The 15,035-nt window shown below is 62.9% G+C and carries 16 protein-coding genes; 13 read left to right on the plus strand and 3 right to left on the minus strand.

Going from position 1 to position 15,035, the window contains the following annotated elements; translation table 11 throughout:
• Positions 1-20: 20 nt before the first annotated feature.
• The gene (locus SLW56_RS14680) at positions 21-836 is read right to left on the minus strand and encodes a hypothetical protein (protein WP_244149936.1); all 816 of its coding nucleotides are present in this window, start codon (positions 834-836) and stop codon (positions 21-23) included.
• Between the two features lie 346 nt (positions 837-1,182).
• Between SLW56_RS14680 and SLW56_RS14685 the strand changes: the two genes are divergently transcribed.
• The 7 genes from SLW56_RS14685 to SLW56_RS14715 all read left to right on the plus strand — a co-directional run bounded on the left by SLW56_RS14685 (position 1,183) and on the right by SLW56_RS14715 (position 6,925).
• Entirely contained in the window at positions 1,183-1,725 is a 543-nt protein-coding gene (locus SLW56_RS14685) for a hypothetical protein (protein WP_267122579.1), read from the plus strand.
• 92 nt (positions 1,726-1,817) lie between these two features.
• On the plus strand, positions 1,818-2,693 hold the full coding sequence (locus tag SLW56_RS14690; protein ID WP_043093490.1) for a hypothetical protein: 876 nt from the start codon (positions 1,818-1,820) through the stop codon (positions 2,691-2,693).
• Positions 2,694-2,852: 159 nt separating this feature from the next.
• Positions 2,853-3,422, plus strand: coding sequence for a hypothetical protein (locus SLW56_RS14695; protein ID WP_052250799.1), 570 nt, complete (start codon positions 2,853-2,855; stop codon positions 3,420-3,422).
• 300 nt (positions 3,423-3,722) lie between these two features.
• Complete coding sequence (locus tag SLW56_RS14700) at positions 3,723-4,310, plus strand: hypothetical protein (protein ID WP_267121480.1); 588 nt, start codon at positions 3,723-3,725, stop codon at positions 4,308-4,310.
• Between the two features lie 72 nt (positions 4,311-4,382).
• Positions 4,383-5,003, plus strand: coding sequence for a hypothetical protein (locus tag SLW56_RS14705; protein ID WP_156117237.1), 621 nt, complete (start codon positions 4,383-4,385; stop codon positions 5,001-5,003).
• Positions 5,004-5,053: 50 nt separating this feature from the next.
• Positions 5,054-5,926 carry a hypothetical protein gene (locus tag SLW56_RS14710; protein ID WP_156117236.1) on the plus strand — a complete coding sequence of 291 codons (873 nt, stop codon included), beginning with the start codon at positions 5,054-5,056 and terminating at the stop codon, positions 5,924-5,926.
• 219 nt (positions 5,927-6,145) lie between these two features.
• Positions 6,146-6,925 carry an SPFH domain-containing protein gene (locus SLW56_RS14715; RefSeq protein ID WP_017907998.1) on the plus strand — a complete coding sequence of 260 codons (780 nt, stop codon included), beginning with the start codon at positions 6,146-6,148 and terminating at the stop codon, positions 6,923-6,925.
• A 131-nt stretch (positions 6,926-7,056) separates the two neighbouring features.
• On the opposite strand, the gene SLW56_RS14720 is transcribed toward SLW56_RS14715, so the two are convergent.
• A complete protein-coding gene (locus tag SLW56_RS14720; protein ID WP_043093488.1) occupies positions 7,057-7,674 on the minus strand; it encodes a hypothetical protein in 618 nt (205 codons plus the stop codon).
• Between the two features lie 224 nt (positions 7,675-7,898).
• Here SLW56_RS14720 and SLW56_RS14725 point away from each other — a divergent pair, with 224 nt between their 5' ends.
• Complete coding sequence (locus SLW56_RS14725) at positions 7,899-8,819, plus strand: hypothetical protein (RefSeq protein ID WP_320695044.1); 921 nt, start codon at positions 7,899-7,901, stop codon at positions 8,817-8,819.
• A 174-nt stretch (positions 8,820-8,993) separates the two neighbouring features.
• On the opposite strand, the gene SLW56_RS14730 is transcribed toward SLW56_RS14725, so the two are convergent.
• On the minus strand, positions 8,994-9,962 hold the full coding sequence (locus tag SLW56_RS14730; RefSeq protein WP_320695045.1) for an alpha/beta hydrolase-fold protein: 969 nt from the start codon (positions 9,960-9,962) through the stop codon (positions 8,994-8,996).
• 222 nt (positions 9,963-10,184) lie between these two features.
• On the opposite strand from SLW56_RS14730, the gene SLW56_RS14735 reads away from it, so the two are divergent.
• The 5 genes from SLW56_RS14735 (at position 10,185) to yjjJ (ending at position 14,947) form a co-directional block, all read left to right on the plus strand.
• Positions 10,185-10,994 carry a hypothetical protein gene (locus SLW56_RS14735; protein WP_267121477.1) on the plus strand — a complete coding sequence of 270 codons (810 nt, stop codon included), beginning with the start codon at positions 10,185-10,187 and terminating at the stop codon, positions 10,992-10,994.
• Positions 10,995-11,118: 124 nt separating this feature from the next.
• A complete protein-coding gene (locus SLW56_RS14740; protein ID WP_267123026.1) occupies positions 11,119-12,087 on the plus strand; it encodes a polysaccharide deacetylase family protein in 969 nt (322 codons plus the stop codon).
• A gap of 97 nt (positions 12,088-12,184) precedes the next feature.
• The gene (locus SLW56_RS14745; protein WP_082028787.1) at positions 12,185-12,385 is read left to right on the plus strand and encodes a hypothetical protein; all 201 of its coding nucleotides are present in this window, start codon (positions 12,185-12,187) and stop codon (positions 12,383-12,385) included.
• A gap of 340 nt (positions 12,386-12,725) precedes the next feature.
• The gene (locus tag SLW56_RS14750; protein WP_295910101.1) at positions 12,726-13,361 is read left to right on the plus strand and encodes a DUF2076 family protein; all 636 of its coding nucleotides are present in this window, start codon (positions 12,726-12,728) and stop codon (positions 13,359-13,361) included.
• A 209-nt stretch (positions 13,362-13,570) separates the two neighbouring features.
• Positions 13,571-14,947 carry a type II toxin-antitoxin system HipA family toxin YjjJ gene (gene yjjJ, locus SLW56_RS14755; protein WP_320695046.1) on the plus strand — a complete coding sequence of 459 codons (1,377 nt, stop codon included), beginning with the start codon at positions 13,571-13,573 and terminating at the stop codon, positions 14,945-14,947.
• Positions 14,948-15,035 lie beyond the last annotated feature (88 nt).

A 15,035-nucleotide genomic window follows, 5' to 3' on the forward strand; every position in this document is an offset into this window, starting at 1 on the left:
ACACTCCCTCGCGTTGGGGACTACTTCTTCGTTGCGCCTTTGCGGCACAAGCCGATGTTGGTTCTCGCTGCGCGCACGATGGCCAGGTAGCGGTCCGCCAGCACTGGCGTCCATCCTTCCACGGCCGCGTCGTCGTCCTTGGCGGCGTCCTCCGCATACTTGTCGAGTGTGGAAAGGCACTGCGCATACAAGCCATTTTTGTACTGGGTGACGGCCAGATCGTTACGAATGGCACCTTCGTCTTCCCATTCCAGCGTCGGCAGGCAACTCGGCACGACTGGCGACAAGGTGGCGAGCGCCGCCCCGTAGTCTTTCGCATCATAGAGACGCTTGAAAGTCGTCCGTGTGCGGTCCAGCGCGTCCCGGCCACAGCCATCCTTGACCCGCAGGTAGGGCGCCTCGAAATCCCCGTTGTAGCCGCAGAACGTCTTGCATTCGGCGGGCGTGGCAGCCGCTACGTCAATGCCCTGCGGCGTACTGGCGAACTTCACCTGGCAGGTGGGTTGGTCCTTGTTCCCCTTGGCGACGCCGGTGTGTCCCTCTATCGCGCCATTCAACTCGCACACGTCTTCCCCCGTGGTGCTTTCCAGGGAGAAGGTCAATGTTCCGTCTTGCTGCTCGATCAGCAGGCGACCCCATCCCTTATCTGTGATGTATTCGCCCGGCGGCAAGGGGCTATCGGCTGCGGTATGCGTGGTAGGGGCGATAGCCTGCTGATTGCGGGCTGCAAGCCAGGCCGCATCGGCCGGTTGCTGTGCCAAACAGGTGGCGGTGGCCAGCAGCGCGATTGCAACGCCAGCTAGCCACCCCCTCTTCCCAGGAAACGTCGTTGGCATGTCGGTTCGTCAGCTATGACTTCGATGAGCGCTCTTTAGCCGGCGACGCGATCTTGCGTCAAGCAGGAGCGTGGCGGCGCTGGTCCATCGCCACCGATGGCAGATCATCCCGTTGACGAGTGACATGCGCGGTACGATCGGTGCAGCCAGCAATGCAGCCGGAGGAGCGATTCACTGAGTTGGCGTGCGCTAGGTCGGATTACAAGAAATTTTTAGGAAAACTGCGTCAAGAAACGCCGGCTTCTGCCGCTATGCGTGGCTGCCTGAGAAACCATCGACCCAACAGGGGAATGCTTTGAAAGTACGTAATGGGATTTTGCTGGCACTGCTCGCCAGCGCATATGCGATGCCTGCCTTGTGCCAGGAGCCTGCGCCGCAAGCGGCCTCTGCCGGCGCGCGGATTCGCCTGTTTGGTCAGAATGGTGTTGGCATCGTGTTGTACAAGGATGCCGTGTGCACGGCCAAGTACGGCGAAAAGATCCGCGTATCCGGATCGCTTGGCACTGCGTTCGGTTCCCTGTTTGGCTCGGTGAAGAACGAGGGGATTGGCATCCCGGAGACGCAGAACACAAGGAACCTGCAGGACCGCAAGATGATCGGCTCCAAGCCGTTCTACAAAGAGCTTGCGCTGGACGCAGGGAAGCCCGTTGTCGTGGAAGCCGGCGCCGGTTCGCCTGCGCACTGGAGCCAGGCGACAGGCGTCCACATGGGATGGAACTGCGGCGCCTTGCTGACATCGACGTTCGTTCCGCAGGCGGGCGCCGACTATGAGGTTGCGTTGAACCTCGATTTCCGCAATTCGGTCTGTGTACTGGCGGTCAATCGCGTGAACCCGGATGGACAAGTGACCCCGGTCGAGGTGGCGCCGGCATCCAAGGATTGCGAGTAGAACTCGGTAGCGACCTTCTAGCAGTATCGGTGGCGCGTGCGGTAGCTGGAGCTGGGCGCGCCGGCAAAGACACATTAAGAGAGGCCAATCCCATGCGCGCGAGCCACCTCACGCTTCCCCGTCTCGGCCTGTTCCTGGCCGCATTCGCCATCTCGGCCAATGCCGTCGGCGCCGAGCCGTTCGTGAGGCTAGGAAAGTCGCTGTCTGATGTTGCTCCGTGTTGGGTCGATGAGGCCAGCAAGACGGCGAATCCTCCGCAGTCCCCGGACGCCGTAGGAACTTCGGGCGTCAAGGTCACCGCGGTGGTCGATGTCGCGCTTGAGCTCCAGGCGGCGGACGCGACGGCGGTGCCCCCGCCGTCGGCCGGATCCGAACCGACGGAGCTCGCCGGACTGCAGGCGACCACCTCGCAGGTGCAGCGCTCTACACGCAATCGCAGCCTCGATCGGATCGCGCAGCAGACGGCGCTTAAATGGCGCTATGTCTGTCCGCCGAGCGTGCCGGAGGCGCAGCGTTGGGCGAGGGTCGAGATCGCGATGGAGGCGCCGGAAGCAGGCCCGGATCCCGGCCAGCAGGTGCTACCGCGCTTTGTCATCAGCCATTTCCCGTTATGGGCGAAGGCGAGGCTCATGCAGTCCGGTCCGCACGCGGTGCAGCGTGATGACCGTCTGATGCCACGCGGCAGCGTCGCCGAGATCGCGGCACGTTTGCAGGCCGATGACGCATTCAAAAAGGACGAGGCCAGTCAGTCGTTCACGATGTACGCCACCTGGGACGAGCCTATGCAGACCGCTAGGATCTGGTGGCTGTTCGATGAGCATCATGGACGCGCCACCGCGGCGGTCCTGATCCTGGACGACTATCGAAACGAAACGCGGACCTACGCGGTGCGCTGCGAATCCTCCGCGGCGGTCTGTGCCACATTCGATCAATGGCTGCAGCCGGTCACCGAAACCTGGCTCCGCTGATGACATGGGACGCCGAACTGAGCCGAACTACAGGGCCACGTTGAGGCGATCCGGGAAATGGTCGGTCGCGTGCACGCGTCGGTATTCCGTCGCGACTGACAGTGCGCTAGAGCAATCCGTTTTCTCCAACGTAGGGTCAACAAATCGGACGACGACGACATGCCCGGCTATTTGCTGCCGGAGGACAGCCAGTTCCGCCTGGCGAAGCTACGCGATCAGGTGCGCTTCCTGGTCCGGCTGGCACAGCCACGCACACAGGCCGAGGAGCGTGCCGCCGAACCCAAGGTGCGCATGGGCGAACTCGCGCTCTGTCTGGAGCTGCTGGCCGACCAGGTGGACCTGGTGCTGGACGCGCTGTCCTATCCCGCTCAGCGGATTGACACGACGCATGGCGCCTGGTCCGATGTGACCATGGATGTCAAGCCGAGCAAGGAGAGTGGTGCATTTCGGGTGACGCAAGAGCAAGTCGAGCGGTTCAACCTGCTGGTCGAGACCGTCGCGTTTCACGCTACGGTCAAGGCGTTCGACAGTGGATCCAAGGGCTGCGGCGAGATTTCGATGGGTACCGGCATCACGCTCAGCGATGCGGTGAACGAAGTATTCGCATTGTTGCAGCAAATCAAGCGCCAGCCGCTACCTGCATCAACGCCCAATGGTGTGCGAGAGGATCGGGCGGCCTATGGGGTGCAGTGGGGCACTTTGCCTTCAGGAAGTGGGTGGAAGCACTGATCCTAGTCTTACGGCGAGGGGGGGAGAACGAGGAGCGACTTCGCGACGCGAGGACGCTCTGAGTTGCTGAGAGTCCTGACGCGCCACTAGCTACGCGGAGGTGCGAGTGGAAGTCGGCCTGATGCGGTAAAGCTCAGCGAGGCCAAGAAGGAGTTCGGATTCCAGTTTGCGCAAACTCACTAAGCGCTGCACGTACTAATAGTTCTTCTATAATTTATGTTGGCTTGCTTTTGACTATCGAGGTTATTCCCTACCCGGGGCGTGGATATTTCTTATATTAAAGGCTCTTTCGGACTCATTATGTCTCTCGACAGCCGTGCTTCAACTGGTCTTATAGGAATCATAGTTGAGTTTGTAAATATAAATCTGCGTGCAATAGTGGGATTGCTTATGGCGATCTCACTAAGCTGCGCTATATGGCTTGCCTTAAATCAGCCCTTCATTCGCTCTTTTATTTTTGGTGGCGGGTGGGGGTTGTCGATGCTCTATGGAGTACAGTTGCGTGGCCTGTTGCGGCGTGACGGATCTGTCAGCTGGACAGGAGCACTACTGAGTTCCACAATTTGGATTCTGGTTGCGATTCCTCTTTTATTATCTTGGTCGCTAATCGGTTATGTTTTAGACTGGTGCATGCTATCGACGCTTTTGATTTATATCTCGGCGAAGCTTGGTTGTCACCGGATCGGATGCTGCGATTGGATGTTGGGGAGAAAAAGAACAATTGCCTCCCTGCCAATGCTAGAAGTTGTGATAACAGCACTCTTGGTAATAATTGGGGGATTTTCTAGTTTAACATTAATCCCTGGCGTTACCGGGCTGCTGCTTCTTCTTTCACATGTAGCAGTGTGGACAAGCTTGAAAAAGTTCAGGCTGCCATCAGAAATGTGATGGATGTCGGAATTTTGTACGCAACTCCACGCTAGCCTCACATCGCTGAATTTCAGCGAAACGGAGGTCTCTGTGAAGAAGTCAGCTCTAGTTCCTAGTATCGGTTTGTCATTGATTTCAATCGGCACAGCCGGGTGTGCCAGCTACAACACCTCTGTCCGCGCTTATGGAGAATGCAGCGCAAAGACAGGCGGAGGCGGCGAATGCAAAGCTGGCGCTGAAATCAAGTGGGAAAAGAAGGGAGGCGGGGGCGGAGGCGGTGGAGGAAAAGAAAGCATCATGCTGGCCGCTCTAGCGGCTGCGCTTGATTCCACTGCTGATGCTGCTCAATTCCAGATTGACACAACCGGTTCCACCATACCTTATCCGGCAAATGGGATGGTCAATGTCTTGCTTGTGAGGTCAAGCGACAACTCCGTTGTGGCTACTCACACTTTTCCATACGTGAAGTCTGGTGCGGTGATTCGCTTGGCGGACCCTGATTCGGTGAATTCTTGGGCATATTCGAATGCAGGTGACGCGGACAGCGTTCGTTACGAGACGGTGCCGTTTACGTCGATGTTCCAAGGCGAGAAAAAAATGGCGGTTGCCACTAAATATGAAGGACAGTCTGTCGCTTCTTTTACGGCGACCGTCTACGGCAATCCGCCGTGTACAAGATACCCTTCTCCAACGCAATGCCCTCCACAGTAAAGTGGAAAGGGGGGCTTAGGCCCCCCTTTTTTGAAAAAGGAGCGGCATACATGCGTATGCTGATGGATTTCTTCTCTTTTCGCCTTGTTTGCATGCAAAATTTATTTAAAAAACCTCAGGGGGTTGAAAGTAAAGGCGTTGCGATTAATAAGTCAGTCGTGTCGCTGTTGCTAAGCCTGCTGATTGGCTTTTCTTTGCTAGATGTAAGCGCGTCAGAGCTGCCGCAACTCTCTGTGGAAGGAATAAACAAGCACACAGCTACGTCCGGGCTCGGGTTATTTATTACGCGCTCGGAAGTTGCTACGCAAGGTGCGGAGAGTAAATTAATTCTTTGGAATAAGTACGCATGTGAAGATGCCCGCATCAGGTTGGCTATGGACGAAGCGATTAAAGATTCGCCAAAGATCATCTGTAAAATAGCGGCGAGTGCGTTGGACTTCGTGCGTTCACAGTCGTGGGTCGAGAATATCTCTATAACTTTGCTCATTGTGCCAAGCCGGGTTAATTACCACAAAAAATTTTTTAGAATTGGCAGGGGGCCGAAGCTTGTACTCATTGCGCCTGTACTCCAGACCGAGGAGGCGACATTGGCTAACATTGCAGACCTTGTCGCGCACGAAGCTTTTCATGTCGGCATGTTCGCCGCAGGCGATACAGCGTTAGCGGGTAACGAATACGCTGCCTATCACTACGGGCTGTGTGGACAACTGGTGGCGCTGGGGCGTCTGGAACCGTCGGCATTGCCCGGCTTCGGCGTAGCCTCGAACGACCCGCACGTAGTTGAGTCATCCGAAAGCGCTGAACGTGTTCGCGCAGAGGTCATCCAGGCTTTCGATGGTCATCCGATGACGAAGGAAAGCGACGCTGGAGAGGCTCTAATCGCGCAGTGCAGAGCTTTCAAGCCCGCCGGACATAGAGACTGAATTCTGCGTGCCTTGCCAAGGCACTTAATAGATGTTGCTTCTCCAATCTTCTAGAAGTGTCGTTGCGCCGGCCCTTTTCTAACCGCACGAATGCTGATCAGCACTACACTTCACCCGGACACTCTGCAGATGCCTTGCTTCCCCCCGGATGCGCTAGCATCCCCCGCACACGACGGTGCGCGGCGCCGTCTCTTCAGGGGGACATCGATGAAACATTTCCTGCTGGCCGCCGCCGTCGCGGCCTTGCTGTGCGGTTGTACCGTGGTCTCGCCCGATCCGGGGCAGCAGGCGGTGCTGGTGGACAAACCGCTGCTGTTCGGCAAGGGCGGCATCCGCCTGGACGACGTGCGCGATCCCGGCCGCACCTATACGTGGATGACGACGTCGGCGGTGTACGTGGACACCACGCCGCAGACGGTGCAGGTGGCCTTCGACGACTTCTCGTCCAGCGACAACATCCTGTTGGATTTCTCCACGCAGATCCAATACCGCATCACCGCGCCGGCGCGGTTGCTGTCCGGCTTCGGGCAGGACTGGTTCAAGAACAATGTCGCCAGCCAGTACGCGGCGATCGTGCGCGACCAGGTCAAGCGCTACGACATGACGCGGATGATGAGCGACCCGGACAGTGCACGGAAGATCGACGAGGCGGTGACCGAGAACGTGCGCGCCCTGGTCAAGGAGCAGGGCCTGCCGATCCAGATCCAGAACATCACCCTCGGCCGCGCCCGTCCCAACCCGGACGTGCTGCAGCAGATGAACCTGACCGCGGCGCAGCAGCAGCGGGTCAAGACCCTGGTGGAAGCCACCACCGCCGAGCGCCAGCGCGAGCAGGAGCAGGTGGCCAAGGCCGATGCGGACAACGCCTACCGCAACCGCATGGGCCTGACCCCGGAGCAGTACCTGGCCAGCCAGATCGCCGAGATCAACGCCGAAGCCTGTGCCAAGGCGCAGGCCTGCTACATGGTGCCGTCGGGGACGTCGGTGATCGCCAAGTAGCGCCGGGGCAACGCGTTCCACGTGTCATCGCATCCGGCGCCGTTGTGGGGTGTTGGATGCGGGGCCTTGGTCTTCTATCGGCCTGACATTTTGCGGGCTGCCCCGAAGCGCTTGGCCGCAGGCGACCGACTTCAGTGCGTGCCAGGACGCTCCAGGGGCGCCAGTTGCGCACGGGCACGCCCGGCCTCCAGGTAGGTCTCGAACAGCTCGATCAGGTGTGCGCAGGACATGCCGCGCACCCCGAGGGTCTTGAACACGATCCAGTGTTCCTTCGGGTTGTACCAGACGCGTCGCACGCTGTGCGCTGCGCTGGTCAGGCCTGAATCCTTGAGCGGCACCTCGCAGCCGTCGCGCAGGTCCACGAACAGGATCAGGTTCTCGCCAGCAAGTTGGCCGGCGCCCACGCGATAGCCCTGGACGCTTGTCCACGGGATCGGACGGGTGAGATCCGGATACTGCAAGCCGGCCTCGCTGAGGCACAGGAACGGGGTGGTGCGACGCTTCCAGAACATGCGCCCCAGCAGGAGCAAGCCGATGCCGATGGCCAGTCCGGCGCCGCCCATCCACCATGTCTGCCTGAAGGCGAATGCCAGCATCATCAAGGCCGGCACCGTCATGAAGAAGGACATCACCCACAGCAGGACGATCACCGGGATCGTGCTGCCGCCTTCGTAGACCTCGATCGTGTCCCGTCCTTGCCCAGCGAGGGTGTGTAACCTGTGGATCACGGTGGCGTCGTTGTCCTGCATGTGTGTTGGTTCCAAGAGGAGGGGCGGGACTGATCCAGGTCGTAGGGCGCGACCGGAGTTGTTTCATCGAAGACGAGCGACGACACGAATTCCCTCACCTGAATCCCCGAGCATGCAGAGCGCCCGGGCATCCCTGCGGCATCGGCCACGTAGACGACCTGCGCTGGCAGTGTTGTAGCCTGCTGTGCCAGAGTGACGCGGGCAGCGGTTTGGGAGATCGAGAGATGGAGTGCGCCGAGAGCGTTACCGGGTCGCGCCCGCCGGCGACCCGCCTGTTCGCCCTGCTGGCCCGCGAGGCGCGCACCGGGGTGATCTTCCGCCGCGGGCCGAGCAAGCAGGTGCAGCTGATCCACTGGGATCTGCGTGACGACAGCTTCGTGCACGGCCAGTGGTTCAAGGGCCGCATCTACGAGCGGCGCTGCGATCTGTCGCCGTCGGGGCGGCTGCTGGTGTACTTCGCCTCCAAGCAGCGCGGCGACTTCGGCACCTGGACCGCGCTGTCGCGGCCGCCGTTCTTCACCGCACTGGCGCTGTGGCCGAAGGGCGACTGCTGGGGCGGCGGCGGAATGTTCGAGGACGAGCGGACCTTGTTGTTGAACCACCGGCCACGCGAGGGGCGGGATCCTTTTCCGATGCCGACCGGCTTCCAGTTGCCGCACCATCTGCAGGTGCGGCCGTTCGGCACGCATTCGGGCGGCGGCGAGGACGAGCCGATCGATGGCGTGTTGCGCGAACGCGATGGCTGGCAGTTGCGCGATGACGGCGAGGGCGAACGTGGCGGGCTGCGCAGCGGCGCATTGTTCCGCTTCAGCCGCCCGCGCGTGCGCGAGAAGCTCGGCGCCAATGGCCGCCGCCTGCAGTCGCTGCTGCATGCGGTCGGCCAGGAAAACCATGCTTGGTATGGCCAGGATCACCGGGTGCTAGACCGCGACGGCGCCGTGCTGGTCGACCTGCCGGGCAGCGACTGGGCCGACTGGGATGGCGGCGACCTGGTGTTCGCGCGCGAGGGCAGGCTCTATCGTCTGCGCAAGAGCGACTTCCGCGAAGTGGCGCAGCGGGGTGCCCAGGTATTCCGGTTGCTGCACGATTTCAGCGGCGCACGCTTCGCGCCATTGGCGCCGACGGCGGATGCGCTCAAGTATTGACCGGCTTTTGCGCTGTGCCTTCAGTAAACCTCTGCGAATACGTGCCGGTAAATGGCGTTGCTTTAGAAGACCTTTAATGGCGGCCGGCCGGTACCTGTAGGAGCGGTTTCAGCCGCGACAACGCCATCCGTGGAGATGCAGCATCCGCCCGACCGGCGGCGTGTGCGCCGCGCCTCACTGCCGCGGAACACCCAGCAGAAACTTCAAGCCATGGGTAAGCCCGCGCGGCGCAACGCTCAGGTGATCCTCGTCGTCCAGCACGTCCAACTGCAGGCGCAGCGACGGATAGTGCCGTCCGCGCAAGGTCTGCACCATCTGCTGCGCGTCGGTCACCATGTCGTAGCGCTTGCCGTAGCGGCGCTGTTCGTACTCGCCGACATACACGTAGACCTGCGCCGGAAGATCGCGGTGACTGGAAGCGAAGCGTGCCTCCTCTGCGCGCATGGCATGCTCGCCGAACCAGTACGACGGACTGCCCAGGATGTAGCCGTAAAACAACTCCGGTGTGCTCAGCAGGATCTGCGTACCGAGCAGGCCGCCGTAGGAATGGCCAAGGAACAGGCGCCGCGCTTCATCGGTGCGATAGTGCCGCGCAACGAAAGGGAGCACTTGGTCGCGCAAGTACGCAATGTAGGTGCTGGAACCCCCGTGAGTGGCACCGGCGGCCGCAACATCGCCGGCCTCGGTGGTGGGCGTGTAGTCGCGGCGACGGCTTGGCATCGGTTCATCGCCGAGTGCATACGACAAGCCGACCAGGATGAAGTCCTCGATAGCCGGACCTTCGCCGTTCAAGCGCCGCGCGATCTGCCGCGCCACCGGAAACGCGTAGTCGGCATCGGTGGCGTACAGCACCGGGTAGCGCCGCTCGGGGTGATCCACATAGCCGGCAGGCAACGCCACGAACACCTGGTAGGTGCGGCCGGACAAGCGATCGGGGACATCCCACACTTCGGTCCCGGCCAGTTCGTACGGCGCACCGCTGCCGCGCTGACCACCGAGCTGCGTCGCTACCGTGCGTGCGGGAGGTGGTGCCGGTTGCGTGGTGGCCTCCTTCGTTGCAGACGCTGCCGCGGGCGCCTGCGCCGTGTTCGTGCACCCGGCGAGCAGCAGGCACGTCCAGACCAGCCAAAGCGCTTTCCTCATTCCGTCATTTCCGTTTGTTCGGGTCCGCGCGCGAGTCGGCGCATCTGCATGGTGCCATGGCGGCGCGAGTGCCGGCGCCTCGCGTGTTCTGCATCGCGCGCGCACCCGTTCCGCGGCGCCCGCGGTCCGTGTCGATTGGACGTGCGAAAAGGAGATTCCGGCGCTGGCGGCTTCCCTCTGCATGAAAGGTAGATTAGGTTGCCTGCACTTGGGGGGAGTCGCATGCGTATCGCGTTGGTCATCGTCGTTGCCGTGGCATCGCTCTGGCTGCTTGCTGCAGGACGTGCTGCGGCGCCGACCGGGCGGCAAGCCCCGATCAGGATCGCCTCGGTCTCGATCCAATACACATACATGGGGTGGGGGTACGTCGATGAACGTTTCCAATTGGTTCCGGCGCGCAACGGCATGGGGTTTGTCATGCGCTGGACGGATCAGGATGGGGCGAGGCACGCCGAGCAGGTGGTCGCTACGGACAAGGTGATGGCGCTGTTCGCGGCGGCACGCGCGCCTCGCATCGATCGCGCGACCGGGCTGGGCGCGTTGCAGCAGCGGGCGATGGAGCCAGCGACCATCGCCAGAATCCGCAATGCGCTGTTTGTCGATCGGGATTGTCCACCCCTACAACAGCGCCAACTGCGTGCCGCGCAAGTGAATGGAGATGGCGTGAGAGACGCGCTCGAGCGGCTCTATGGCGAAACTATTCCATGGACCGACGATAGCCCGTCCATGACGATCCGCATCGTGCCCGAACGTGGTGCGCCGCTGGTGTTCCATTCGCAGTCGCAGAAGCCGTTCATGCTGGCGTGGATCCACGGTGTGCCTGGGATCCGAAGAGATGAGGCGATGGATGGCCCAGAGGCGACCTGGTCGATGCCGCTTAGCGATGCGCTTGTGGAGATCCTGCCGGCCCTGTCGCCTGCACGAAAGCGCTTGGCGCGCGAGCAACTGGTGAGGGTATTGGCTCGGAACCTGGAGCGTCGCTCTCCTTTATCCTGCTCGCAGGATCGTGGCAACGCGCACGCAGGGAGTTGAATCTTCGGTGCCTGGCTCTTGCAGGTGAGTCGGCCAGGCAGGGCGCGCGACTAGATGAAAGATGCTCCTTGGTGTCGTCAGTAGGTGGGCGTATAGACTGGCAGCTCCATACCGGGGACGTCCGATGAGAGTACTTCGCTGCCTGCTGCTGCCAGCCCTGCTGTGCATCACCGCATTCGCCCAGGCCCAGGACGATACGCGCCGCATCGCGGTGACCATCGACGACCTGCCGTGGCAGCGCATCGAGCAGACGCCGCCGGCGCAATTGCCGGCACTGCATGCGCAGTTGATGGCCTCGCTGCGGCAGGCGCAGGTACCCATCGTTGGCTTCGTCAACGAAGACAAGCTGGAGCAGGACGGACAGGTGCAGCCGCAACGCGTGGCGATGCTGCGCGACTGGCTGGATGCCGGCTATGCGCTTGGCAACCACACTTACGGCCATGTGAACCTGCACCGGGTGGGCGTGCCGGCGTACGAGGACGCGATCGTGCGCGGCGAGCGCACCTTGCGGCCGTTGCTCGCCGAGCGTGGCCAGCCGCTGCAGTGGTTTCGCCATCCCTATTTGGCGACCGGCCGCAGCGTCGCCGACCGTGAGGCCGTCAATGCCTTCCTGGCCGCACACGGCTACCGCATCGCGCCGGTCACCGTGGACAGCGGCGAGTGGGTCTGGGCGTTCGCCTACGCGCATGTGCTGGACGAGCCGCCAGGCCCGGCGCGCGACGCCATGCTGCTGCGCCTGCGCAAGGGCTACGTGCCGTACATGCTCAACAAGCTGGATTTCTTCGAGCGCGAATCGCAGGCGCTGTTCGGCCGTCGTATCCCGCAGGTGTGGTTGATGCACGCCAACGCGCTCAACGCCGCCGCCTTCCAGGATCTGATCGCGGCCACGCGCCGTCGCGGCTACGCCTTCATTTCCCTGGATGAAGCGTTGCGCGACCCTGCCTACACCCATGCCGAGGGCTACACTGGCCCCGGCGGGATTAGTTGGCTGCACCGTTGGGCGATGGCTGAGGACAAGCCGAAGGACTTCTATGCCGGCGAACCGGTGGTGCCGCGGTGGGTGTTCGCGCTGGCGGGGGTGGATTCGGAGTAGGTAGCGCATGCAGCTTATCGGCGCTACCGGCAGGCCTTCACTGCTTGCGTACGCGCGGTGGGATCACGATGGCCCGTCTCCGTTTGCCCCGACGCCCATGCCCTCGTCCAAAACGCCTCCGTGGAAGAAGCCGAATCCGCGCGGTCAGCGCAGCCAGCCGTTGTCGTCGTCGCAGAAGGCGGCGGCGAAGCAGCGCGCCGAGGAGAACGGCCGGCCGTATCCGAACCTGGTCGACAACATGTGGGCGGCGCGCCTGCCGCGGGATGCGTCGTCCTCCGGGACGGCCAAGTCGGAGTAGCGCCGAACCTGCAGGTGCGGAGCGCCGCGCCCTGGCAGACGTATCGCGCAGCCGCCTCGCTTCGGAAAGAACCGCCAGTGGTGCCGATGCCGCCTGTAGGATCCCGCCGCTTGGTGTGGCCGTCTCTCGTGGTTCTGCGCCCTGTTTGACTGCAACGATCGTCATGCTTAGGCCGGCCCCGTCGCAAGTCATGGGCCGCCCACACGTCGGTGGCTGCGAGAGGTCGCGCCTGGATGAATGCCGGCGCACTGGCGCGGAGGCCATGCCCTTGGCGCCGCGCGGGCCATGCCCATACCGTGCCGTGCCGGCACTGGGCCGGTCATCGCATCCAGGTACGGGTATGACTCCGCAAGAACAGCAGCTTCTCGAAGACTTCCTGGCGCGCCTGCGCGGCGCCGGCGGGGTGGCCAAAGATCCGCAGGCCGACGCGCTGATCCATGCGCGCCTGGCCGATCAACCCGATGCCGCGTATCTGTTGGTGCAGCGCACCTTGCTGCTGGAACACGCGCTGGAGGCGGCCAAGGCGCAGATCGCGCAGTTGCAGCAGGCGGCCACGCCCCCGCCGCCGCCGGCCAGCTTCCTGGGCCAGGGCTTCAATGCGGCGCCGCCGCCGTTGCCCCCGGCACCCGCCGCCGCAGGCGTCGCGGGCGCCGGTGCGCCCGGCTGGCGCGAGCGCTGGTTCGGCGGTGGCGCTGCGGCCGCGGAGCCGACGCCGGCACCGGCCGCCGCGCGTGGCCCCAGCTTCCTCAGCACGGCGGCCACCACGGCGGCAGGCGTGGCCGGCGGCATGTTCCTGTTCGAGGGCGTGGAAAGCCTGCTGGGCGGTCACCACGGCGGCGGCCTGTTCGGCGGCGGCGCGCCGCAGGAAACCGTGGTCGAGAACATCACCAACAACTACTACGACGACACGCCGCAGCAGGACATGGGCCAGGACTTCCAGGACGACGGCGACTTCGGCAACGACAACTGGACGTAACCTCGTCGCTTGCACTTCTGCCGGATCGGTCAGGCGAGCGCCTGCAGGGCGCTCGCCTTAGGTTCGGCAGGCTGGCCATCCGTCGCTTCAAGTATCTATTCAAAAAAGCAGTCACCAGTAGACCGATTTCGAGGTAATAGCCAAATAATCCAGCTGCTTACAAGTATAGTTCTCTTGACTATCTATTCATAAATCTATTCAATCCGGGAATGAACGAGGCCCGGCTACGCGATCTGATTGCTTTTCTGCGCCATGAGGGGGCAGCGACGGCGCCTGGTATCGCAGCGGCGTTCGGCGTCAGCCAGCCGACGGTCTCGCGTCTGCTCAGCGCTGCCGGCGATCAGGTGCTGCGGATCGGCAAGGCGCGCGCCACGCGCTACGCGCTCAGCCGCACGTTGGGCCGGGCAGGCCGACACTGGCCCCTGTTCCGTCTGCGTCCTGACGGGCGCGCCGAGACGCTTGGCGATCTCCATGCCATGCACGGCGATGGATTTCTGTTCGTTCCGCAGAACGCGCGACCGGTTCTGGTGCATGGTGAATTCGCCGATGGCGTGTTCCCAGGGCTGCCGTGGTTCCTGGACGATCAGCGCCCGCAAGGCTTCCTCGGCCGTGCCTTCGCACGGCGCGTCGCCGAAGACATCGGCGCGCCGCAGGATCTGCAGCGCTGGCAGCCTGACGATGTCGTCCTGTCGTTGCTGCGGCATGGCGACGATCAGCCCGGCGACCTGGTCCTGGGCGAGTTCGCCTTGCAGCGTGCGCAACAGGCCGCCCTGCAGCCGGCTGATGCGCTGGAGAAGGCGCAGCGATCTCAGCATTATCCGCAGCGCGCCAACGCCGTCTTGCGTGGCGAGGCGGTGGGCTCGTCGGCAGGAGGCGAACAACCGAAGTTCACCGCAATCCTGCACACGGAAGGCGGCTACACCGCAGTCATCGTCAAGTTCAGCGAGCGGGCCGGCACGCCGGCCGCGCAGCGTTGGAGCGAGCTATTGCGGTGTGAGCACCTGGCCAGCGACATCCTGCGTGCGCATGGCATCGCCGCCGCCGAGAGCGAACTGCTTGAGAGCGACGGTCGCGTGTTCCTGCAGTCGACGCGGTTCGACCGCACGTCTGTGCTGGGACGGCGCGGCTTCGTCTCGCTGGCCGCGGTGGATGCGGCTTACTTCGGCCATGGGCGCATCGACTGGTGGTCGTTCGCACCGCAACTGCAGCGCGAAGGCTGGCTGAGCGACGCAGATGCGCAGCGCCTGCGTGTGTGCGGCTGGTTCGGCGCACTGATCGGCAACAACGACATACATCTGGGCAACGCGGGCCTGATGCTGGGCGATGTCTTGCCGCTGGCCTTGGCACCGATCTACGACATGTTGCCGATGGCGTTCCGTCCTGCGGCCAGCGGCGAGGTGGTAGAGCGCGCCTATGTGTTGCCGTTGCCGACACCGGACCAGCGCGACGACTGGCGCGCAGCGGCCGGCATGGCGGTGACGTTCTGGGAGCGTGTCATCGAGGACGTGCATGTGTCCGCGGCATTCCACAGCATTGCGCGGGACGCGCTGGCGCAGTTGACGCGCGCCGTATCGCGGATCGGTTGAGCGCTTTCGCACAGCGTTAAATCACCCGACACATCGCCCTCACGCGGGCCGGACATGCGGCAGTGGAAGCTGCCGCGACTCCCCACCA

This window comes from Xanthomonas sp. LF07-6 (genome assembly GCF_034105445.1).
GTDB classification, from domain to species: Bacteria; Pseudomonadota; Gammaproteobacteria; order Xanthomonadales; family Xanthomonadaceae; genus Xanthomonas_A; species Xanthomonas_A sontii.

Coding starts and splice junctions, on each gene's coding strand:
- SLW56_RS14735 (WP_267121477.1), top strand. CDS start 10,185: ATGCGTATCGCGTTGGTCATCGTCGTTGCCGTGGCATCGCTCTGGCTG.
- SLW56_RS14685 (WP_267122579.1), top strand. CDS start 1,183: ATGCCTGCCTTGTGCCAGGAGCCTGCGCCGCAAGCGGCCTCTGCCGGC.
- SLW56_RS14680 (WP_244149936.1), bottom strand. CDS start 836: ATGCCAACGACGTTTCCTGGGAAGAGGGGGTGGCTAGCTGGCGTTGCA.
- SLW56_RS14710 (WP_156117236.1), top strand. CDS start 5,054: ATGCGTATGCTGATGGATTTCTTCTCTTTTCGCCTTGTTTGCATGCAA.
- SLW56_RS14700 (WP_267121480.1), top strand. CDS start 3,723: ATGTCTCTCGACAGCCGTGCTTCAACTGGTCTTATAGGAATCATAGTT.
- SLW56_RS14750 (WP_295910101.1), top strand. CDS start 12,726: ATGACTCCGCAAGAACAGCAGCTTCTCGAAGACTTCCTGGCGCGCCTG.
- SLW56_RS14695 (WP_052250799.1), top strand. CDS start 2,853: ATGCCCGGCTATTTGCTGCCGGAGGACAGCCAGTTCCGCCTGGCGAAG.
- SLW56_RS14730 (WP_320695045.1), bottom strand. CDS start 9,962: ATGAGGAAAGCGCTTTGGCTGGTCTGGACGTGCCTGCTGCTCGCCGGG.
- yjjJ (WP_320695046.1), top strand. CDS start 13,571: ATGAACGAGGCCCGGCTACGCGATCTGATTGCTTTTCTGCGCCATGAG.
- SLW56_RS14725 (WP_320695044.1), top strand. CDS start 7,899: ATGGAGTGCGCCGAGAGCGTTACCGGGTCGCGCCCGCCGGCGACCCGC.
- SLW56_RS14720 (WP_043093488.1), bottom strand. CDS start 7,674: ATGCAGGACAACGACGCCACCGTGATCCACAGGTTACACACCCTCGCT.
- SLW56_RS14745 (WP_082028787.1), top strand. CDS start 12,185: ATGCCCTCGTCCAAAACGCCTCCGTGGAAGAAGCCGAATCCGCGCGGT.
- SLW56_RS14740 (WP_267123026.1), top strand. CDS start 11,119: ATGAGAGTACTTCGCTGCCTGCTGCTGCCAGCCCTGCTGTGCATCACC.
- SLW56_RS14690 (WP_043093490.1), top strand. CDS start 1,818: ATGCGCGCGAGCCACCTCACGCTTCCCCGTCTCGGCCTGTTCCTGGCC.